Consider the following 21696-nt stretch of genomic DNA (forward strand, 5'->3'; position numbering starts at 1 on the left):
ATTCGAATATCGCTTATCACCATTTTCAATTTCCGCCGCTTCGCGTTTCGTCCTAGACTCACCAAAACATGACATCGATCGATGTAATGGTCGACCGCACGGAGGCCGCGCCGGCCGTTCGCGCCGGTCGCGCGCCGGTCGCGCAGCTCGCACGGCCGCGCGATATTCGATTCATTCACGACATGGAGACCGCACGAGCGCGCGACGTCGTTCGCATCCCGAATCGTCACGACTTCGCCGCTCGCGCCACCCGCCCGACTCATCGACCTCTCTCGCCATGAACACAGTCATCGCCCCGGGCAACGCCCCGCCCACCTCCGCCGCACGCACGAGCCCGCTGATGGCGGCGATCGCCCGGTTCGTCGTCGCCGCGCTATTGCCGAGAATCGATCGCGCGGCCGACGCGTCGACGCATCCGTTCCGCACGCCGGAGATGCTCGTGCCGCACGTGCGCGAAAAGCGCTACGGGCTCACGCATTACGGCATCTTCTTTCCGAGCCTGCCCGAGCCGCACCGGTACTGCAACGTGATGACGCTGCTCGGCGCGACGGGCAGCGTCGCGTTCGACAACGACTATCTGGTCGACGGCGATCCGCGCGACGTCGCGACGGTGCTGTCGTCGACGGCCGCCGACGACGCGCATCACTACCGCGCGTATTCGATCAAGCGCGAATGCGCGGCGCGGCGCGCGGACACGGTCGTCGCGTTCGGCGACGACCTGACGATCTCGGGCGCGTACCCGCGCTACACGGTGAAGGCCGACTACGCGCACTTCGGCCTCGATATCGCGATCGATTGCACCGACGTCGTCTCGTGGTTCGTCCGCAATGTCGCTTACGACCACCTGAGCCTGCTCGCGACGTGCTCGGGCACGATCCGCCACGGCGATCGCACGATGCCGGTCGACACGATGTGCACGTTCGAATACGCGCGGATGACGACGCCGCAAGCGTGGTTAGCGCGGCCGTTGAGCGAGCGCTGGAAACTGCCGCTCGATTTCTTCACGTACCAGATCGTGAATCTCGACGAAGGCGTGCAGTTGCTGCTGACCGAAGTCCGCGTGCTCGGCGAGAAGGCGTTCAAGGGCATCCATCTGCGCGCGCTCGACGGCACGGCCGAGATTCACGAGCGCGGCGTCGCGTTCGTCGTCGACGAATATCGGGACGCGCTCGCGACGTCGCCGGACGGCAAGCGCATGCGGCTGCCGCATCGCTTGTCGTGGACCGCGCGCGACGACGCGGGCCGGCCATGGCTCGAACTGCACGGCACGATCGACAGCCCGTGGCGCTTCGGCCACGGGCGCGGCTACGTCGCCAGCTATCGCTTCGAAGGAAGCGTCAAGGGCCGCGCGTACAGCGGGCGCGGGTACATCGAGTACGTCGATTGCGAGGTGTCGTATCGCTGATGCATCGCGTTGCGTTGCATCGCCTCGCGTCACGTGGCTGCACGTCGCATCGATCGTGAGACGCTCCTCCGCGCGCGTCTCGCGCTTCTCGCGCGCCCGCTCGCCGGCGCGGTGGAACCGGATCGGATCGCGCGCCGCGACGGTATCAAAGACGGCATTTCAACGTCATCAACAGGGAGAGAAAACATGGAGACTTCAGTCGTTCCGGCCGCTCGTCAACCGGCCGCGCAATCGCCGGTCATGGGGCGCGCCGTCGTCGCGGCGCTGATCGCGGGCCTCGGCATCTTCAGCGTCGGCGATCACTTCTATCACGTGTGGAACGGCATCCTCTGGTACAACTGGGCGCCGCGGCTCGACGGTCAATCGCTGCTCGTGTGGCCGATCTTCGTCGCCGGCGCGGGCGCGATACTCGCCGTGACGTATCCGTTCACGCGCGGCACGGCGCCGCCGCCGGCTTCGAGGCTCATCGCGCTCGTCGCCGTCTCGCATCTCGTCTATGCGGCAACCGGCGTGTTCGGCAATACGCATCCGCTCGCGCTGTCGATCGCGCTCGTCGCGCTGTGGCTCGCGCGCATCGCCGCGACGGCCGAACATCGCGCGCGGATCGCCGCGCTGTCCGTCATGGTGGCCGCGACCGGGCCGCTGATCGAGGGATTCGTGTCGTCGCTCGGCCTGTTCGACTACGCGTTGCAGCAGTTCGCGCGCGTGCCGTATTGGCTGTTCGCCGCTTATCTGCACGCCGGCCCGCTCGCGTTCGCATTCGGCCGGTGGGTGCGCAACGGCCGGCTTGGCGGCGGCGCCTGAACACCGCGTTCGCGGCTTCGCGGCCGCCACGGCTCGCCATGCGCGTGCGGTCCGCCGCGCGTCGGATGCGATGTCACGCGGCGCGGCGCTTGCTTGCTCGGGCATACGGGGCCGCGGCGGTTTTGCATTTCGCATTTCGCATTTCGCATTTCGCATTTCGCCGTTCGCCGTTCGCCGTTCGCCGTTCGCCGTTCGCGGCAACGGCAGCAACGGCAACGGCAGCAGCAGCAGCAGCAGCAGCAGCAGCAGCAGCAGCGAGCATGCACGCACCGCGCTTGCGATACGACCCCGCATTCGCACGCGCAATCACCCCGATTGACGATGACATTGATCAATGTCATCGTCATTGCATGCGCGACAACACCGGCCATCGTGACGCACCGCAGCATCGGCCGCCGCCCGATCGAGCGACACGCCGCTCGACCGCCCGCCGGCCGCTCCTCAACCCTCGACAAGCGACCTTCGTATGAAACAGCAACGCATTGAAATCGCAGAAGAGTTCGACGCCCCGGTCCAGCAGGTCTTCCGCTTCTTCAGCGAGCACGAGAATCTCGGGTCAATCTTCTCGCCCGCGAAGATCCGCCGAATCAGCGACGGCGAGCCGGCGCGCAACGGCGTAGGCTCGGCGCGCGAAATGCGCGTGCCCGGCGCGCCGCCGTTCGTCGAGACGGTGACCGCCTATCTGGAGAACGAACTGATCGAATACCGGATCACGCGCGGCAGCCCCCTACGCGACCATCACGGCGTGATGCGCTTCGTTCCGATCGACGAGCGCCGCACGTATTTTCATTACGTGATCACGTTCGAAGGCAAGGTGCCGCTCGTCGCGCCGATCGTGCGGCACGTGCTCGAGGGCAGCATTCGCCGCGGGATCGGAAAAGTGACGCGGCGGCGGCTCTGGGCATGAGCGTGCGGGATGCGGCAATGGGCGTGTCCGCCGCGCGGCGCGCGGAGGACACGGAGGGCGCGGAGCGCGCGACGTGCCGAAGGTGCGAAACACGCGCGACGCGGGCAGCCGGAACGATTCGAGCGACGCAAGGGGCAACATACGCAACATACGCGACATGCGCAACATTGCACCTTGCCCGGCATGCGTCGCCGCGCCGGCGAACGCATCGTCGAACGGCCGCGCGCGCCCGACGTCATTCGTCGCGCGCCTCTTCGAGCCGCCGCTTCAGCAGCATGAGCGAATGCGCGGACTCGCGTTCGACGCGCCTGCGCATCACGAGCGCATTCGCGAGCCGCAGCAGCGGATTCGGCGAATGATAGTGCAGCGTGCGGACGAAACGCGCGCCGTGCGCGCCGCCGCGACACTCGTAGGTCAGCAGGATGCGCAGGCTGCCAGCCGCGTTCGCCGCGCGCGCCTGCCAGATCACGCCGGGCTCGTGGCGAACGACGTCCCAGCGCAGATGATCGACGCGCCCGGCCGCACGCACGTCCTCGTCGAAACGGCTGCCCGCCGCGAGCGATCCCGCCGGCCCGTCGACGCGCAGCGACGACGGATGCCATTGCGGCCAGCACGCCGCGGTGCTCGCATACGCGAGCACGTCCTCGGGGCGGCGCGCGATATCGATCTCGTGCCGCATGCGCGTCGAGAACTCCGCGCCGGGCTCGGCGCTCCAGCGCAGCGTGCCGTGCAGCCAGTCCATCAGCGGCCAGACGACGTCGAAGTTGCACGCGCGCATCAGGTCGCGGCGATGATGAATCCGGTGCAGCGTGCGCATCTGCCGAATCCATGGCCAGTTCGCGAGCGGATGCGCATCGGGCAAGTGCTCGCACGCGTGCATGCATTCGTAGAGCAGATAGCCGCCGAGCATCGTGCTCGCGAAGAGCCCCGCGACGTTCGCGTCGACGCGGCTCAGCAGCGCATGCGCGACGAACAGCCCGATGCTGAACGCGACGATCAGCCAGGCCGGGAACAGGATCACGCGCCAGTCGCGCGCGTCGCGGTACGTCATCTGTTCGTTCACGAAGAAGCTGTGATGATCGCCCGTATGCCGCCGATAGAACATCGCGCCGAAGCGGCGCTTGAAATGGCCCACATGCCGATGAATCGAGAATTCGAGCCAGTTGAACAGCAGGAACGCGACGGGCACGGTCGCCCATTGATATGCGCTCACGTGCGCGACGCCCTTCAGGAAAAACGCGATCGCCGCCGCGCCGTATGCGAACACGAAACCGCCGTGCCGCCAGGCGTTGTAGCGCGAATGAACGTTCGCGCGATAGTGCGTCCGGAACGCGGTCACGTCCTGGGTCATCGTCGTCTCCTGTCGTCGGGCAAGCGCGGCGCATCCGATGCGCGCCGGCTTGACGGCAGATTAGAGTAGCCTCGATGATTTCTCCAATGGAGAATCGTGATTTGACTTATTCATCGACCTGAATTCGATCATGCGCCGCTCCGATATGTCGAACGATGCATTCGATTGCGAACGTCCGCCGCCCGTGTCGGCGCGACGGCGCAACGCGCGCTCGCGCCGTCGCGCGAGCGGCGGGCGTTGCGCGAGCGGCGCGCGCACGCTCCGGAGCGCCGCCGAATGATCCGGAACCTGCGACAACTGGACTTGAACCTGCTGCTCGTCTTCGACGCGCTGATGCAGGAGCAGAACCTGTCGCGCGCCGCGGTGCGGCTGCACATGAGCCAGCCGGCCGTCAGCAACGCGCTGACGCGGCTGCGCCAGCAGCTCGGCGAATCGCTCTTCACGCGCACCGCGCGCGGGATGACGCCGACCGCGCAGGCGCGCGCGCTGTACGAACCGGTGCGTCAAGCGCTGTATCTGCTGCAGATCGGGCTCGGCCCGCAATCCGGTTTCGAGCTCGACACGCATCACTTGTTCAGGCTGTCGATGAACGACTACGGACAGGCCGTGCTGCTGCCCGATCTCCTCGCGCACATCAAGGCGCGCGCGCCGAACGTGATGCTGTCGGTGCAGAGCGACGACGCCGGCTCCATTCCCGCTCAGCTGACGACGGGCACGCTCGATCTCGCCATCGACTACCTGCATTTCGACAATCCCGAGCTCTGCTACGAGCCGCTGCACGAGGAGCATCTCGTCGTGATCGGGCGCGACGGCCATCCGGCGTTCACGAACGGTCTCACGCTGCGCGGCTACGAGGAAAGCGGCCACGTGTCGATCCAGCCGCGCGACCGGCGCGGCTCGCCGCTCGAGATCGTGCTCGGTTCCGCCCGCGTGCGGCGCGTCGTGCATCTGCAGGTGCCGCACTATCTGACGATTCCCGCGCTCGTCGCGAAATCGGACTTGCTCGGCACGATTCCGCGCCGGCTCGCCGAACGGTTCGCCGACGTCTACGCGCTGCAGATCGCGCCGCTGCCGGTCGATATCGCGCCGATCCAGGTAAGCCTCATCTGGCATCGGCAGCAGGATGCGCAGCCGGGCCTTCGCTGGTTGCGCGAGCAGATCGTGCACACGCATCGTGCGATCGTCGCGAATGCCGAACGCGCGACGGCGTGACGCGCGCCGCGGCGGCGGCGCTCAGGCGTGCCGCAGCGCGACGACGGTGTAGCCGATCGCGAACAGCGCGATCAGCACCAGGCCCGCGATGTCGCCCGCGCGCAGGCTGCGCGTCTCCGGCGTCGGCCGCTGCGCGGCCGCGAGCGCGCGCTCGCGATGGATCAGGAACAGCGGAAACGCGACGCTGATCGCAACGGCCACGCTCAGCACGATGTAGATCCACGCGCCGCGCATCGCGAGACGGCGCGCTTCGAGCACGAGCCACAGAAACAGCGCGAGCCCGAGCAGCACGATGTCGACCGTGATCGATCGGCTTGCGGGATTCGCGAGCGTGTCGAGCAGGAAGCGCGGCCCGGCGTTCGCCGCGCCGAGCGGCAGATATTGCAGATTGTTGGCCCACGTGCCGATCAGCGCGACGAGCGCGATCACGCCGTAAGCGGTGCAAAGCAGTTTCCTCGAGATGGGCATGGCGGTCATCGTTCGTGTGGTGGCGGCAAATTCCGCATCGGGCTGATGCTGGTGCAGGAACCCTAGATCAACACGGCCCGGCCGGCAAGCGCGCGCGCCGATCCGGCCGAACGCTTCGTCGCCGCCCGTTTGAATCGCCGCGTAAACGAATTCGAATTCAATGCGATAACGCGCGCGCCGTGTTTCGAATTGATGCTCGGCGAAAGGCGCTCGAAACTAAACGGTTCGCGCGGGCGGACGCGCATCGGATCGACGCGCATGTGCGTAGCGCATGCGCATCCGGCGCCCGGCGCGCGTCGTGCGCCGGATCGCGCGACGAAGAAGACAGGGAGACGAACCGCACGCGCGTCGTCGCGCACGCCGGGCAGTTCGAACAATCATAAAAGGTGAACCGAATGAAGCAGCAGTCCTACGATTACGACTACGTCGTGGTCGGGTCCGGCTTCGGCGGCAGCGTGTCGGCGCTGCGTCTGGCCGAGAAAGGCTATCGCGTGCTCGTGATCGAGCAGGGCCGTCGCTGGACGCCCGAGAACCTGCCCGAGAGCACGTGGAACCTGTCGCGCTGGCAATGGCGCCCCGCGCTCGGGCTGCGCGGCTTCTTCAGCATGCGCTTCTTCAAGCACGTCGTCGTGCTGCACGGCAATGCAGTAGGCGGCGGCTCCATCACTTACGCGAACACGCTGCTCGTGCCGCCCGACAAGGTGTGGCGCGAAGGCACCTGGGCGGGCCTCGCGGACTGGGAGCGCGTGATGCCCGCGCATTACGCGACCGCGAAGCGCATGCTCGGCGTCGTCACGAACCGGCGAATGGACGCGGCCGATTTCCGGCTCAAGGAGATGGCGAAGCTGATCGGCGTGGAGAAGAGTTTTTATCCGACCGAGGTCGGCGTGTTCTTCGGCGACGACGCGCACGCGCCCGGCACGCGCTACGCCGATCCTTACTTCGGCGGCGCGGGCCCGGAACGCACGTCGTGCATCGGCTGCGGCGGCTGCATGGTCGGCTGCCGCCACGGCGCGAAGAACACGCTCGATCGCAATTACCTGTATCTCGCCGAGCGCCTCGGCGCGCAGGTGGGCGAGCAGACGAAGGTCGTCGACGTGAGCCCGCTCGGCGCGCGCGACGACGGCGCGGCGGGCTACGCGGTGCAAACCGTGTCGCTCGCGGCCGGCACGCGCGGCGCGAAGCGCCGCATCACGTGCCGCGGCGTCGTGTTCGCCGCGTCGTCGCTCGGCACGCAGGATCTGCTGATGCGCCTGCGGGAGAAGCGCTCGCTGCCGCATCTGTCGGGCGCGCTCGGCAAGCGCGTGCGCACGAACGCCGAATCGCTGATCGGCGTGCGCTTTCCGAAATCGAGCGTCGATCTTTCGAAGGGCGTCGCGATCGGCTCGGGCATCTATATCGACGAGCACACGCACATCGAGGCCACCCGCTATCCTTCGGGCTCCGATACGATGGGACTGCTGACGACCGTGCTCACGCGCGGCGCGCCCGGCGGGCTGCGTCCGCTCGTGTGGCTCGGCTCGCTCGCGAAGCTGCTCGCGACGCGGCCGCTGACCGCGCTGCGGATGATCGATCCGCGCGGCTTCGCGCGCGAGACGATGATCTTCCTGTGCATGCAGACGCTCGACGGGCACCTGACGATGCGCCTGAAGCGCCGCTGGTTCTGGCCGTTCTCGAAGCAGCTCGCGACGTCGGGCGCGAAGATCCCCGCGTACATCCCGGCCGCGAACGACTTCGCGCAGAAGGCGGCGCGCGCGCTCGGCGGCGTGCCGATGACGTCGCTGACCGAGATCCTGCTGAACGTGCCGATGACCGCGCACTGCATGGGCGGCGCGGCGATGGCGCGCAACGCGCGCGACGGCGTGTGCGACGGGCGCAACCGCGTGTTCGGCTATCACAACATGTACATCTGCGACGGCTCGGTGCTCGGCGCGAATCTCGGCGTGAACCCGAGTCTCACGATCACCGCGCTCGCCGAGCACGCAATGAGCCACGTGCCCGCCGCGGGCGAGCAGCGCTGGGACAGCATCGGAGAAGAGCTCGCGGCGTGAGTGGGGGCGGCGTGGGGGGGGTGTCGACGCGGCGCATGGCGCACGGTGCGTGTGGTGCGTGGCGATCGACGTGCACGCATGAAACCCAGGCGCGACGGTATCGCGCGCGGCGTCCGCCGCGCGCGATACACGTCACACGTCACACGTCACACGTCACACGTCACACGTCACACGTCACACGTCACACGTCACACGTCACACGTCACACGTCACACGTCACACGTCACACGTCACACGTCACACGTCACACGTCACACGTCACGTGCCGCGACGCCTGCGCCGATGATTCGCGCGGCCGTTCGCGAGCGCGACGAGCGCCGCGTCGTAGCCCTGCTTCTGCAATTGCGCGACCGCGTCCGACGAAAAATCGTAGTCCTCGATGAACGACAGCCGCCCGTCCCGATTCAGCGTGATCCGCGCAATGTCGAGCGCCCCGCGGTTGCCCATCAGCCGGATGTACAGCGGCTGCTGACGGATCTCGTTCGCGCTCTGCGCGTCGACGTGCGCGAGGATGCCGTCGACGAGATCGCCGAAATCGCTCGCGTATTCCTCGAAGCGCAGATCGTTGCGCACGCGGTCCATGTAGGCGATTTCCTCGCGGCGCAGCATCACTTCGACGACGTTCGTCGGCAGCGTCTTCGTGCCCGAGAACAGATCGACGATGAATACGCGCCCGCCGATCTGCCCGCACCGCTCGATCACCAGATCGAGCGGCGAATTGCTGACGACGCCGCCGTCCCAGTACGGCCGGCCGTCGACGACGGTCCACGGCATCCCGGGCGGCAGGCTGCCGCTCGCGAGCAGATGCGCGGGGCTCAGGCGATCGACGTAGCTGTCGAAGATGCGCGGCTCGCCCGTCTCGACGTCGACCGCGCTGATCAGCAGCCGCGTCGGGCTCACGCAGAGCGAATCGAAATCGACGTAGCGCGTGATCAGCTTCTCGATCGGCGATGCGTCGAAGAAGCTCGTCCATTTCGCGCGCAGCCGGTCGAGGTCGAAGCCGAGCCGAGACCATTGCGGCTTCAGGAAATTCGGCACGCCGAACCACAGCACGTAAGTGGACAGCCACGCCTCATGCCACTGCGAGCCGTACGGCGACGGCAGCGCGATCGACAGCTCGCGCCAGAACGCTTCGAGCGCCTTCGCCGCGCCCGTCGGATGGCTCGCGACGATCGCGCCGTTGAACGCGCCGATCGACACCGCGGAGATCACGTCGGGCCGCACGCCGTGCTGCTCGAGCGCCTTGATCGCGCCGCATTCGAACGCGCCGAGCGCGCCGCCGCCCTGCAGGATCAGCATCGTCTGCACCGGCAGCTTGTCGAGCGAAAAGTTCGGATCGCTCAATGTCGCCCGCTGCGCGGCGACGTTCACGTGCAGCCTGATCGCGTCGCTCAGCGCGGCGATCTCCACGGCCGGCCGGTCGATCGTGAACGCGGCGCGCAGCACGTCGTCGGCGAGATAGAGCAGCGCGTACGAGCGATCGTCGAACGCGCCGCGCTCTATCGTCTCCGTCGCGCCGACCGGATAGCCGACCAGGTTGTACGACAGCCCGAACACGCTGCCGTAAAAGATCGATATGTCGCGATACGGCAGCCGGTGGCCGAGCATGTTGCGCGCCGCGATCTTGCCCTGCCGCACCGCGTTGTCCCAATGCTCGATCCGCCGCCGCACGCCGAAGATCGGATCGTCGAAGTGCGCGGCGTCGCCCGCCGCGAACACGTTCGGATCGGCCGTCTGCAGGAACGCGTCGACTTCGATCCCGTTGCCGAGCGCGAGGCCGCTGCCTTCGAGCCAGCCGCAGTTCGGCGCGACGCCGACCGCCGCGACGAACAGGTCGCACGGCCGCGTCTCGCCGTCGCTCGTCTCGACCGCCTCGACGCGCTGCGCGCCGAGCACGCGGCGCACCTCGCGGCTCGTCAGCACGTCGATGCCGCGCGCCGTGCACAGCGCCTCGAAATGGCGCGCGAGCGCCGGCGCGCGCAGCGGCGGCATCAGCTCCGGCGCATGCTCGACGAGCGTCACCTGCAGGCCGAGCGCCTGCAGCGTCGCGGCGATCTCGACGCCGAGGAAGCCGCCGCCGAGCACGGTCGCGCGGCGCGCGTGCGCGGCTGCGTCCTTCAGCGTCTGCGCCTGCGCGATCGTGTGCAGCACGTGCACGCCGTCGAGCTCGATGCCCGGCAGCGCGGGCACCTTCGCGCTCGCGCCCGTCGCGATCAGCAGCTTGTGATAGCGGTACGCCGCGCCGTTCGACGCACGCACGACCCGCTTCGCGAGATCGAGATGCTCGGCGCTCGCGCCGAGCACGACGTCGATGCGCTGCGACGCGTAGAACGCCGCGTCGTGCAGCGCGATGCTCGCGGCCTGCGCGGTGCCCATCAGGAATTCCTGGCTGAGCGGCGGGCGCTGATACGGCAGCACGGGTTCGCCGCACAGGATCGCGATACTCGCCGAAGCGTCCTCGCCGCGCAGCGACCGCGCGGCGGTGACGCTCGCGATGCCGCCGCCGACGAGCAGATAGTCGAATTCACGCATCGGCGCCTCCCGTCGAGCAGACGCGCGCGGCGAATGCGGCGGGCGGCCGGGCCCCGCCGCTCACAGCGACGACCTCGGCAGCGTCGCGAACCGCCGCTCGTGCGCGTGCTGGCACGGCGCGCAACGCGACGCGGTCGGACGCGCGAGCAGGCGCTCGTATTCGATCGGCTGCCTGCAGTCCGCGCAGTAGCCGTAGCCGCCCCGCGCGAGCCGCTCGAGCGCGGCGTCGACGGCGCGCAGCTCGGCGAGTTTCATGCCGATCAGCGCATGGTCGACGTCGACGAACAGATTCGCGTTCGCCTCGTCGCCTTCGTCGGGCGCCGTGCCCGCGAGGTTCGCGTACGGTTCGTCGGCGCGCTGCCGCTCGCATGCGCGCACGTCGGCCTGGAGCACCTGCCTGCACGCATGCAGCAGATCGCTTAGAACCTGGAGTTGATGCTCGTCGAACGCTGCCATCCGATCCTCCGCGTATTGCGTTGCCGCATCGGGTCCGCACCGACGGGCGGACGAGGCGGGCTGGTTGCTAGCCGCTCGTGCGCGTGTTTCGTGCGCGCGACAGGTTCGCGGCGCATGCGCCGCCCCTGTCGCGCGCGCCGCATGCGCCGCGCCCGACGAACGGGCGCGCCGGAACGCCGGACGCCGATCCGTTTCCGTTTCCGTTTTTCGGACGCGGCGGCTCGGCGCGGCCTTCGGCCGATTGCTGCGCAAGCGTATGCCGAGCCGGCCCGCCGGCGTTGACTTGAGTCAATCGGCGCTCGCCGATGCGGCGGCTACGCGCCGCACCGCAGCGCGTTCCCGCCACGATGCCACCGCGCCGCGTCCGCCGCAACGTGTCGCGCCGCATGTGCGCGGTGCAGCCCGCCGCCGCTTGCCGTCCGCGGCGCGGCGGCGCCGCCGCGCCGTATCGCCGCGCGGCCGTTCGCAGCGCCGCGACCGCCTGAACGCGAGGCGAAGCGCGACGCCGGTCCCCGCCGCGTTCCGCCGAGCCGAGGCCGCAACGGCGCGTCACAGCCAGCCGCCGCGCGCCGCGGCGAACGTCATCCGCCGCCTGCTTGACGATCGTCAAAAACCCCGCGAGCCCGGCTTTTAATCTGGTCATGCGGCGCCCGCCGGCCTATTCTTTCCCCATCCGATGCGCAGCAAATCCGGCGCGCGGCGGCAGGCGCGCGGCGCTTGGCCGCCATCGCCGATGTCGCCTCGCGACAGCGGGCGCTTCGGCGCCGCAAGCGCCCCGCCCGCCGCAAGCGCCGCCCTCGCCGTCGCGCGCATGCCGCCACCCGCGGCCTACGCGCGACGCGGCCGCGGCGCCCGATCCCGCGCCGCCAGTAAGGAGATTCGATGCTCTACGCGTGGCTTGAAGCGCAACGTGAATTCGTCCGGGCATGCCAGCCCTGGGCGGGCGCCGCGCAGCGCGCGGACACCAACTCGCGCCCGGCCGGCTGGCCGACATGGGGCCCGATGGCGCGCGCGGCCGACGCCGTGCCGGTGCCGCCGCCGTTCGCGATCGCGGCGGTCGCGAGCGGCGGCGCGGTCGTCCCGATCGACGAGCGCATCGTCGGCGACACACCGTTCTGCGCGCTGCGCAAGTTTTCCCGCCGGCTCCAGGGCGCAGCCGCCGCGCGCCCCGCGGTGTTTCTGTGCACGCCCCTCGCCGGGCACCACGCGGTGATGCTGCGCGAGACCGTCGAAACGCTGCTCGCGACGCGCGACGTCTACGTGACCGACTGGCGCAACGCGCGCGACGTCCCGCCCGAGGCGGGCGCGTTCGGCCTGGACGACTACGTGCTCACGCTCGAACGCTTCATCGCCGGCGCGAACGCGAACGGGCTGCACGTGATGGCGGTCTGCCAGGCGACGGTGCCCGCGCTCGCGGCGGCCGCGCTGCTTGCCGCGCGCGGCGTCCACGTCGCGAGCGTCGCGCTGCTCGGCGGCCCGATCGACACGCGCACGAGCCCGACGCTCGTCGATCGCTTCGCGCTCGAGCACGACCTCGACTGGTTCCGCCGTGCGGCGATCGACGTCGTGCCGCCGCCGTACGCGGGCGCGGGGCGGCGCGTCTATCCCGGCTTCGTTCAGCACGCGGCGATCGTCGTCGCGCACCCGCAGCGGCGCGTGTCGCTCGAAAGCCGCCTTTGGGCCGCGTGGATGACGGGCGACTTCGCGGGCGCCGCGCGCTGCCTGCGCGAGATGAACGAATACGGCGCGGTGCTCGACATGACGGAGCGCTATTTCCTCGACACGATCCGCGTGATCTTTCACGAATGCCTGCTCGCGGAGGGCCGCTGGTCGATCGGCCGCCGCCGCGTCGCGCCGGAGCGGCTCACGCGCACCGCGCTCTGCACGATCGAAGGCGGCCGCGACGACATCTCCGGCGCCGGCCAGACGCACGCCGCGCAGCGGCTGTGCAACGCGCCGCCCGACGCCGCGCGCGAGCGGATCACCGAGCCGGACTGCGATCACTACGATCTCTTCCTCGGCCCGCGCTGGCAGCGATCGATCTATCCGGCGCTGGAGGCGTTCTGGACGCGCGCCGAAACGCCGGACTCGGACCACGCGCGCCGCGCCGCGCATTGAATCGAGCATCGCGCCGCGCATCGGGCCGCCCGGCCCGGCCCGCGCACACGCCGCTTGCGGACGATCAACAAACGCACGCGCGCCGCTCGCCACACGGATTCGTTCGTCCGCATGATCGGCGTCATGGACGACCAACCGATCTGCGACGCCGTATTCGCCGACCGCTATGCGCTGCCGGGCGAGAACTCGCGCTCCCAGGCGTTCGCGCGGGTCGCTCGCGCGCTCGCGCTCGCGGAGCCGGTCGCGACGCGCCCGGGCACCGCGCGGCGCTTCTACCGCAATCTGCTGACCGGCGCGCTCGGCGCGGGCAGCATCATGGCGCGCGCGGGCGCCGCGCAGGATCAGACGATGGCGAGCTGCTTCGTTCATCCGATCCGCGCGCCCGCCGCGCTCACGCGCTTTCATCCGGACCTCGACCAGGCGATCGACGAGGCTCGCCTCACGCTCGCGATGGGCGGCGACATCGGCTACGACTTCTCGGAGATCCCGCCCGCGAGCGCGCGGCCCGAAACCGACCGGTCGACGTCGCCCGGCGTGTGCGCGGCGCTCGACCGGTTCGACCGCATCGGCGCGCAGGCGGGCGAGCGCGACGGACGCCGCCGCGTGCAGCTCGCGGTGCTGCGCTGCGATCATCCGGACCTGCTCGCGTTCGCCGCCGCGAAGCGGGAGCACAAGCGGGAGCGCGCGTGCCGGGCGACGCTCGATCTCGCGGTGGCCGCCACCGATGCGTTCATGCTGGCGGTCGAGCAGGATCTGCCGTGGACGCTGCGGCATCCGGCGCCGCCGCAGGGCGCGCCGAGCGGCGCGCTGCCCGCCGCCGACGGCGCATGGACATACGCGACCGTGCCCGCGCGACATCTGTGGCGCGAGATCGTCGCGGCGGCGCGCGACGGCGCGGGGCCCGGGCTCGTGTTCGTCGACGCGATCGACGCCGCCGGCCCGCTGCGCGGCCGCGAGCGGATCGACGCGACGAGCCCGTGCGGCGCGCAGCCGCTGCCGCCGTACGGCAGCAGCATGCTCGGCGCGATCGATCTGTCGCGGTTCGTGCGCAATCCGTTCGGCGTCGGCGGCGAGCCGCGCTTCGATTTCGCCGCATTCGACGCGGCGGTGCGCGTCCAGGCGCGCTTTCTCGACAACGCGCTCGACGTCACGCGCTGGCCGCTCGCCGCGCATGCGCGCGAGTCGTATCAAAAGCGACGGATCGGCGTCGGCGTGACGGGGCTCGCGGACATGCTCGCGATGATGCGGCTGCGCTACGACTCGCCGGCCGCGCGCGAGATGGCGCGCTACATCGCGTCCGATCTGCGCAATCATGCGTATGCGGCGTCGGCCGAGCTCGCCGCCGAGCGCGGCGCGTATCCGCTGTGCGACCGGCACGCGCACCTCGACGCGCTGCACGCGGGGCCGCCGCTGCCGCACGCGGTTCGCCACGCGATCGAGCGCGACGGGCTGCGCAACAGCCATCTGACGTCGTTCGCGCCCGCCGTCGGCGTGAGCCTCGCGTTCGGGGACAACTGCTCGCCGGGCGTCGAGCCGGCGCACGCGTGGATCGAGCACCGGGCGGTGCGCGCGGGCGCGGCGGGGATGCGCGCGGAGAACCACGCGCACCGGCTGTTCCGGTCGCTGCGCGGCGATCGCGTCGCGCTGCCCGACTATTTCGCGACCGATGCGGACGTCGCGCCGAGCGAGCGCCTCGCGATGCGCGCGGCGCTGCAGCCTTATGTCGACGCGGGGGTCGAGAGCACGCTGACGCTCGCGAAGCATTACTCGCTCGAAGAGATCAATGCGCTGCTGTTCGGCGCATGGCGCGCGAAGCTGAAGAGCGTCGCGATACGGCGCACGGATCTCGCGCGCGACGCGGGGGCGGGGGCGGGGGCGGGGGCGGGGGCGGGGGCGGGGGCGGGCGGCGAAGGCAGCGGCGTCTGAGGCCACGGGCGGCGCGCGCGAGCGCTTGACCCACGTCAAGCCGGCGCTCGCCGCAATCGGGTCGAATGACAACGGGCGCAATCGCGGCGCGGCGGTTTCCATGGCACGTCGACCGCGCGGCCGGCTGCGTCCCGTCCCGCGTGATCACGAACCCCGGAGGTGACGAGATGCGCCGTGCGCGCCGACCGAAGCTCGCGCAATCCGCCGACATGCCGCGCCGCGCGCGCGCAGCCGCCATGCGCGGCAACGGCCCGCAGCGGCGGGCCGTGCGCGAGCGTGCGGCCCGCCGCCTGTCGCGCGACATCGACGCGACGCTGCGCCGCGCGTCGACATACCCGCATCCGGCCGGCCGCATCGTGCGCATCGAAACGCACATCTCCGTCGTCTACCTTGTCGGACGCTTCGCGTACAAGCGCCTGAAGCCGTTCGACTTCGGCTTCGCGAACTTCGGCGATCTGGCCGCGCGCCGCCGCGCGTGCGAAGCCGAGCTCGCGCTGAACCGCCCGCTCGCCGCGCCCATATATCTCGCGGCCGGCCCGATCGTGCGCCGCGCGCGCGGCCTTCGCCTGTTCGACGCGGGCGTCGCCGTCGATCATGTCGTCAAGATGCGCCGCTTCGACGAACGGATGCTGTTTTCCCGATTGCTCGCGCGCGGCGAGCTCGGCGCGGCGGACATCGACGCCGCCGCGACGCGCATCGCCGCATACCATCTGCACGCGCCGCGCGACGTTCCGCGGCGCGAGTACGGCGGCGCGCGCGAGCTGCGCAGGCAGATCGCGGACGTGTTCGCGCCGCTCGAGCGCGCACTCGGCACGGCGCTGCCCGCGCCGCTGCGCGCGTGGTGCGTGCGCCGCTGCGACGAGCTCGCCGCGCATCTCGACGTACGCCGCGCGAGCGGCTATGTCCGCGCGTGCCACGGCGACCTGCATCTCGACAACGTCGTGAAGCACGGCCGCGACGCGCTGATGTTCGATTGCATCGATTTCGACGACGCGCTGCGCTGGATCGACGTGATCAACGACCTGTCGTTTCTGCTGATGGATCTGCACGCGCACGGTCGCGCCGATCTCGCGCACCGGCTGCTGAACCGCTGGCTCGACGAGACGGGCGATTTCGCGGGCCTCGCCGCGCTGCCGCTGTACGTCGCGTACCGGGCGCTCGTGCGCGCGCTCGTCGCGACGATGCGCGGCGGCGGCGACGCCGCGGCGCGCGCCGCGCACATCGAGCGCGCGCGCAGGTATGTCGACGTCGCCGCGCGCGAGGCCCGCGCGCGCCGCCCGTGCCTGCTGCTGTGCCACGGCTATTCGGGCTCGGGCAAATCGGTGGCGAGCCGCGCGCTCGCCGACGTATGCGGCGCGATCCGGCTGTCGAGCGACAGCGAGCGCAAGCGCGCGCGACCGTTCGCGGCGGTCGACGCGCGGCCGCTGCCCGCCGCCGCGTACACGCCGCAACAGATCGATGCGCAATACGAGCGCCTGCGCGCGCTCGCGCGCGACGTGCTGCGCGCCGGCTACACGGCGCTCGTTGACGCGACGTTTCTCTCGCAGGCGCGCCGCGCGCGCTTCGTCGCGCTCGCACGCGAAATGGGCGTGCCCGTCTTCATTCTCGATTTCCGCGCGAGCCGCGCGTGTCTCGAAAAGCGCGTCGACGCGCGCGCCGCCGCGCAAAACGACCGTTCGGACGCGGGCGCGGCCGTGCTCGCGACGCAGCTCGCGAGCGCCGATCCGCTCGACGCCGACGAACGCGCACACACGATCGGCTTCGATACCGACGTGCCGCTGCAAGCAATCCGGTCGGCCGAATATTGGCGGCCGGTGCTCGACGCGCTCGATACGGCCTCACTTGATGCCGCGACGACGAGTTGATGCCGAAAAGGCCCCGCGCCGGAAACGCTCGCCACTGTCGGATGAACCGCCTGGGTCTGATCAATTGCGCTGCCGCGGCCGCCCATTTCATACCGGCAATACGTCGTACCGGATCGTATGATCTGACGAAGCGCGCCGCAGCGATACAGCGCATCCCGCCGACTGGCTCTGGTGCGACGCGAGCGCTCGCCCAACAGCTCAGCCATGCGGGCCGACGTTATCCACGACCCAGCCTTTGCAGGTCATCTCGACAACGTGCCGGTGCCCGTCGCACCCTATATGGAACCTTCCATTGCACGACATCGCTCGGATATAAAAAATATTCATCGAAGTCAATTCTTGGATTCTTGTTATTTCGATACGCGTACCTCGCGATTTTTTATTTAATCTCCTGTCGCGTCGTATCGGGGCAAACTCCATCGCCTCCGTCGCAGACTTTCGCGTACATCATGGCAATCACCAACCCGGCAATCGCCATAACAAGAACAACGGCGGGCCCGTCACCAATTTTGCCTTCCGGGATCGATTTGAATTCAATTTACCATCCATCAAAGCAATTCACTCACCGTCACACAATTCAAATCCACGCCCCCCGAAATACCTGACTTCCCGTCAAAGTTCGAATGAATCCCTCAATCGCATATGAAGCATTACAGGCCCGCTTTCCATATTTACCACCTCAATTAAAACAGATCGGTCTCGATGAGAAACGCACGCACCTTTGCTCCGGTTACAACGGGCGTCCATTCGGGCAGAAAGACATGCGTCCGCCAGCCCTACGACCGAGTGCGCGCTCCACCCGCCGCCCATCCCCCGTTGATCTGGGTCAAGCTCCGCCGGACGGCCGCTCCATAGACTGAAATCGGTCCTACACGATCCGCCCCGCCCTCGAATTCCGGCGCGTCGTACCCGCCCGCGCGCGGCCCCGCGCTTCCCGACAGGAGACCTGCAACATGGAAACATCCCCGCTCCAGACGACGACGCACGACGACATCCCCCCGTTCGATCCGTCGGCGAGCGTCGAGGACCAGCTGCGCCTCGCGATCCGCTACGCGATCCTCGCGCCGTCGAGCCACAACACGCAGCCGTGGCGCTTCATCCTCGGCGACGCGTCGGTGATGCTGTGCGCGGACCGGCTGCGCGCGCTGTCCGTCGTCGATCCGTACGATCGCGAGCTGCTCATCAGCTGCGGCGCGGCGCTCTTCAATCTGCGCGTCGCGTTGAGCCGCTTCGGGTTCGCTTACTCGATCGACATGTTCCCGTCGACGTCGGACCCGGACGTGATCGCGCTCGTGCGGCTCGATCCCCACGGCTACCACGACGAAAGTCTCGTGCCGCTGTTCGACGCGATCGTCGAGCGCGTGACGACCCGCGCGCCGTTCGCGAGCGAGGCGGTGTCGTGCGAGGTCCAGCGCGCGCTCGTCGACGCCGGCGAGGCCGAAGGCGCGGAGATCGCGTGCGTGGACGCGCCCGGCGCGCGCGACGAGATCGCCGAGATGATCGCCGACGCCGACCGCCTGCAGTTCGCCGATCCGCGCTTTCGCCGCGAGCTCGCGAACTGGGTGCATCCGCGCCGCCGCGACGACGGGATGCCGGCGTTCGCGGCCGGCGTGCCCGCGCTGCTCGACTTCGCGACGCCCGTCGTCGCGTCGGTGGTCCGCACGTTCGATCTCGGCGGCGGCATGGCGGCGATGCATCACAAGCTCGTCGACGGCTCGCCGCTCATCGTCGGCATCTCGACGGCGAGCGACGATCGCGACGCCTGGGTCGCGACCGGCCAGGCGCTCGAGCGCGTGCTGCTCGTCGCGACGGCCGCGGGGCTCACCGCGTCGTATCTGAATCAGCCGATCGAAATCGACACGCTGCGCGAGCGGCTGCGGCCGCTGCTGCACGTCGACGCGCATCCGCAGTTGCTGCTGCGCGTCGGACGCGGCCCGGTCGTCGCGCACGCGCCACGGCGTCCGCTGACGGACGTCGTGTCTTGATCGAGCGGGAACGCGCCGCGCGCGGACGGGACGCCGCGCGGCGCGGCGGAAGCGGCGGAAGCGGCGGAAGCGGTGGTGGCCGCGGCGATAGAGGAAGCGGCGGAAGTCGCGGCGATAGCGATCCTAGTGGCGGCGGCGACAGCGGTGGCAGCAGCGGCGGTAACGGAAGTGGCGGAAGTCGCGACGATAACCGCCGTATTGGCGGTAGCGGTGGCAGTGGCAGTGACAACCGCGGCGGCGGCACCGAATCATGGCGCCGCTGGCTGCCCGGCGTCGCGACGCTGCGCACTTACCGGCGCGCGTGGCTCGCGCGCGATCTGTTCGCGGGCGTCGCGCTGACCGCCGTCCTCGTGCCGGTCGGCATGAGCTACGCGCAGGCGGCCGGCCTGCCCGTCGTCTCCGGCCTGTATGCGACGATCGCCGCGCTCGTCGGCTACGCGATCTTCGGGCCGAGCCGGATTCTCGTGCTCGGCCCCGATTCCGCGCTCGCCGCGCTGATCGCCGGCGCGGTCGCGCCGCTCGCGCACGGCGATCCCGCGCACGCGGTCGCGCTGTCGGCCGCGCTCGCGCTGATGTCGGGCGGCTTCTGCGTGCTCGCCGGGCTGCTGAAGCTCGGCTTCGTCACCGATCTGCTGTCCAAGCCGATTCAATACGGCTATCTGAACGGGCTCGCGCTGACGCTGATCGCGAGCCAGCTCCCGAGCCTGCTCGGCGCCGCGCCTTGCGGCGGCACGTTCGTCGACGAAGCGGCGAGCATCGCGGGCACCGTCGCGCAAAGCCGGATCGATATCGCATCGCTCGCGCTCGGCGGCGGCTGTCTTGCCGCCATCGTGTTGCTGCGGCGCGTCGCGCCCGCGTGGCCCGGCATTCTGATCGCGGTCGCCGCCGCGTCAGTGGCCGCCGCGTGGCTAGGGGCCGCGCCGGATCTGCACGTCGCAAACGCGCATGTCGCAAACGCGCACGTCGCAAACGCGCATGTCGCCCTCGTCGGCTCGCTTGCCGGCGTCATGCCGCCGCCCGGCCTGCCGTCGATCGCGCTCGCCGATGCGAGCCGGCTCGTCGCCGGCGCGCTCGCGATCGCGCTGGTGTCCGTTGCCGACATCAGCGTGCTGTCGCGCGTGTTCGCCGCCGACGACGGCCGCGAGACCGACCGCAATCAGGAGCTGATCGCGCTCGGCGCGGCGAACCTGCTCGCCGGCGCGCTGCGCGGCTGCGCGGTCAGCAGCAGTTCGTCGCGCACGCCCGTCGCGCTCGCGGCCGGCGCGCGCACGCAGCTGACGAGCGTCGTCGCGGCCGGCTGCATCGCGCTGCTGCTCGTCGCGCCGCTGCTGCTCGCCCGCGTGCCGCTCGCGGCGCTGTCGGCGGTCGTCGTCTATTCGGCGAGCGGCCTCGTCGACGTGCGCGCGATCGTCCGGCTCTACCGCGTGCGGCGCGGCGAGTGCGCGGTGTCGCTGCTGTGCTTCGCGGGCGTCGTGCTGCTCGGCGTGGTGCCGGGCATCCTGCTCGCGGTCGGGCTCTCGCTGCTGTCGTTCGTCTGGCGCGCGTGGCATCCGTATGACGCGGTGCTCGGCCGCGTCGAAGGCATGCACGGCTTTCACGACGTGTCGCGCCATCCGGACGCGGCTCTCACGCCCGGTCTCGTCGCGTTCCGCTGGGACGCGCCGCTGTTTCATGCGAACGCGACGATCTTTCGCGACCACGTGCGCGACGCGATCGCCGATGCCGATGCGCCGGTGCGCTGCGTCGTGATTGCGGCCGAGCCGATCACCGACGTCGACGTCACCGCCGCCGACATGCTCGCGACGCTGCGCGACGAGCTCGCCGCGCGCCGCATCACGCTGTACATCGCGGAGATGAAAGGGCCGGTCAAGGACCGGCTGCGCACGTACGGGCTCTTCGACAAGATCGGCGCGGATCACTTCTTTCCGACTGTGACGGACGCGGTTGCGCGCTTCGCGCAGGTGCGCAAGGACGCGGCGGCCGCGCGGCGGGCGCGGCGATGAAATTTCGCCGAGCGTGCGGCGCAGGCGCGGCGCGTTGCGTTGCGCACGCATGCCTGCGATCGCGCGCGGCGGAATCGGTCGAAACCGCGTTGTTTCGCTCGTCGAACACCACCCGGATCGCATGGCGCGCATGCGGCTCGCGACGGCAGTGCGGCCGCCGCGCCGATTTCGGCGCGCCGCGAAGGCGTGACGGCGATTGCCTGATTCAGGCCGCGTCGGGCGGCGGTCCGCCCCTCGCTCCGCGAGGATGAAACCGGTTGCTCGCATGCGGCCCGCGGCAACGCATCGTGCATCGTTCGCAAGACCGCAGCACCGCAACGAAGCCCGGCGGCGGCGCTCGGCGGCGATCGCGCGAAACAGATGAGATCGATTGCAGACATGCCTCCGTCATCCGCGAGCACGAAACGATCGCGTGAAGGCGGCGCGCGCGATCGCGCCGCGCACGGCGTCCGCGCAGGGTGCGACGGGACATACGACCACGACCGCGCGACACGGCACGCATCGATCTCCGGCGAATCGCCCGCAATCCGCGGACATGGAACCGGTTGCGCGAACGCAGCGCGAAACCGACCGGCAACGGCGCTCGCGCGCAGGCGATCGATGCGGCGGCGAG

General features: G+C 69.9%; 17 protein-coding genes. 12 read left to right on the forward strand and 5 right to left on the reverse strand.

All coding sequences use genetic code 11. The annotated features are described in order from the left end of the window. The first annotated feature begins 277 nt into the window (after positions 1–277). The 4 genes from WS78_RS30090 (at position 278) to WS78_RS30105 (ending at position 3116) form a co-directional block, all read left to right on the forward strand. Positions 278–1405 carry a DUF6670 family protein gene (locus WS78_RS30090; protein WP_059575695.1) on the forward strand — a complete coding sequence of 376 codons (1128 nt, stop codon included), beginning with the start codon at positions 278–280 and terminating at the stop codon, positions 1403–1405. Positions 1406–1591: 186 nt separating this feature from the next. After that, a complete protein-coding gene (locus tag WS78_RS30095) occupies positions 1592–2209 on the forward strand; it encodes a DUF2878 family protein (protein WP_038753898.1) in 618 nt (205 codons plus the stop codon). A gap of 321 nt (positions 2210–2530) precedes the next feature. Beyond that, a complete protein-coding gene (locus WS78_RS36585) occupies positions 2531–2695 on the forward strand; it encodes a hypothetical protein (RefSeq protein WP_156437395.1) in 165 nt (54 codons plus the stop codon). Then, positions 2676–3116: an SRPBCC family protein gene (locus WS78_RS30105; protein WP_038753903.1), complete on the forward strand. Its 441-nt coding sequence runs from the start codon at positions 2676–2678 to the stop codon at positions 3114–3116. Before WS78_RS36585 ends, WS78_RS30105 begins: the two co-directional genes overlap by 20 nt. A 235-nt stretch (positions 3117–3351) precedes the next feature. Here the strand turns inward: WS78_RS30105 and WS78_RS30110 are convergent, their stop codons facing one another. Beyond that, a complete protein-coding gene (locus WS78_RS30110) occupies positions 3352–4467 on the reverse strand; it encodes an SRPBCC family protein (protein ID WP_059575698.1) in 1116 nt (371 codons plus the stop codon). 276 nt (positions 4468–4743) lie between these two features. On the opposite strand from WS78_RS30110, the gene bsrA reads away from it, so the two are divergent. Continuing rightward, on the forward strand, positions 4744–5679 hold the full coding sequence (bsrA, locus tag WS78_RS30120) for a LysR family transcriptional regulator BsrA (RefSeq protein WP_059575700.1): 936 nt from the start codon (positions 4744–4746) through the stop codon (positions 5677–5679). A gap of 21 nt (positions 5680–5700) precedes the next feature. Here bsrA and WS78_RS30125 read toward each other — a convergent pair whose 3' ends face one another. Both WS78_RS30125 and WS78_RS36590 read right to left on the reverse strand, forming a co-directional pair. Beyond that, on the reverse strand, positions 5701–6147 hold the full coding sequence (locus WS78_RS30125) for a DUF2834 domain-containing protein (protein WP_063889423.1): 447 nt from the start codon (positions 6145–6147) through the stop codon (positions 5701–5703). Between the two features lie 62 nt (positions 6148–6209). Further along, on the reverse strand, positions 6210–6407 hold the full coding sequence (locus WS78_RS36590; RefSeq protein ID WP_059642733.1) for a hypothetical protein: 198 nt from the start codon (positions 6405–6407) through the stop codon (positions 6210–6212). Positions 6408–6542: 135 nt separating this feature from the next. Here WS78_RS36590 and WS78_RS30135 point away from each other — a divergent pair, with 135 nt between their 5' ends. After that, positions 6543–8198 (forward strand): GMC oxidoreductase, encoded by a 1656-nt coding sequence (locus WS78_RS30135; RefSeq protein WP_059575705.1) that lies wholly within the window; start codon positions 6543–6545, stop codon positions 8196–8198. Positions 8199–8456: 258 nt separating this feature from the next. On the opposite strand, the gene WS78_RS30140 is transcribed toward WS78_RS30135, so the two are convergent. Together WS78_RS30140 and WS78_RS30145 are read right to left on the reverse strand one after the other, a co-directional pair. Continuing rightward, positions 8457–10730: an FAD-dependent oxidoreductase gene (locus WS78_RS30140; RefSeq protein ID WP_059575707.1), complete on the reverse strand. Its 2274-nt coding sequence runs from the start codon at positions 10728–10730 to the stop codon at positions 8457–8459. Positions 10731–10790: 60 nt separating this feature from the next. Beyond that, the gene (locus WS78_RS30145) at positions 10791–11186 is read right to left on the reverse strand and encodes a TraR/DksA family transcriptional regulator (RefSeq protein ID WP_038755290.1); all 396 of its coding nucleotides are present in this window, start codon (positions 11184–11186) and stop codon (positions 10791–10793) included. A 283-nt stretch (positions 11187–11469) separates the two neighbouring features. On the opposite strand from WS78_RS30145, the gene WS78_RS36595 reads away from it, so the two are divergent. The 6 genes from WS78_RS36595 to WS78_RS30180 all read left to right on the forward strand — a co-directional run bounded on the left by WS78_RS36595 (position 11470) and on the right by WS78_RS30180 (position 21083). Then, the gene (locus WS78_RS36595) at positions 11470–11820 is read left to right on the forward strand and encodes a hypothetical protein (protein WP_145986939.1); all 351 of its coding nucleotides are present in this window, start codon (positions 11470–11472) and stop codon (positions 11818–11820) included. A gap of 248 nt (positions 11821–12068) precedes the next feature. Then, positions 12069–13304 carry a polyhydroxyalkanoate depolymerase gene (phaZ, locus tag WS78_RS30155; RefSeq protein ID WP_052145226.1) on the forward strand — a complete coding sequence of 412 codons (1236 nt, stop codon included), beginning with the start codon at positions 12069–12071 and terminating at the stop codon, positions 13302–13304. Positions 13305–13358: 54 nt separating this feature from the next. Further along, positions 13359–15230: a ribonucleotide reductase-like protein gene (locus WS78_RS30160; protein ID WP_198174680.1), complete on the forward strand. Its 1872-nt coding sequence runs from the start codon at positions 13359–13361 to the stop codon at positions 15228–15230. Between the two features lie 65 nt (positions 15231–15295). After that, positions 15296–17095 (forward strand): bifunctional aminoglycoside phosphotransferase/ATP-binding protein, encoded by a 1800-nt coding sequence (locus WS78_RS30165; RefSeq protein ID WP_059579879.1) that lies wholly within the window; start codon positions 15296–15298, stop codon positions 17093–17095. 953 nt (positions 17096–18048) lie between these two features. Next, positions 18049–19080 carry an Acg family FMN-binding oxidoreductase gene (locus WS78_RS30175; protein ID WP_038755287.1) on the forward strand — a complete coding sequence of 344 codons (1032 nt, stop codon included), beginning with the start codon at positions 18049–18051 and terminating at the stop codon, positions 19078–19080. Positions 19081–19277: 197 nt separating this feature from the next. Further along, positions 19278–21083: a SulP family inorganic anion transporter gene (locus WS78_RS30180; protein WP_059579894.1), complete on the forward strand. Its 1806-nt coding sequence runs from the start codon at positions 19278–19280 to the stop codon at positions 21081–21083. Positions 21084–21696: the final 613 nt, after the last annotated feature.

The organism is Burkholderia savannae (genome assembly GCF_001524445.2).
Taxonomy (GTDB): domain Bacteria; phylum Pseudomonadota; class Gammaproteobacteria; order Burkholderiales; family Burkholderiaceae; genus Burkholderia; species Burkholderia savannae.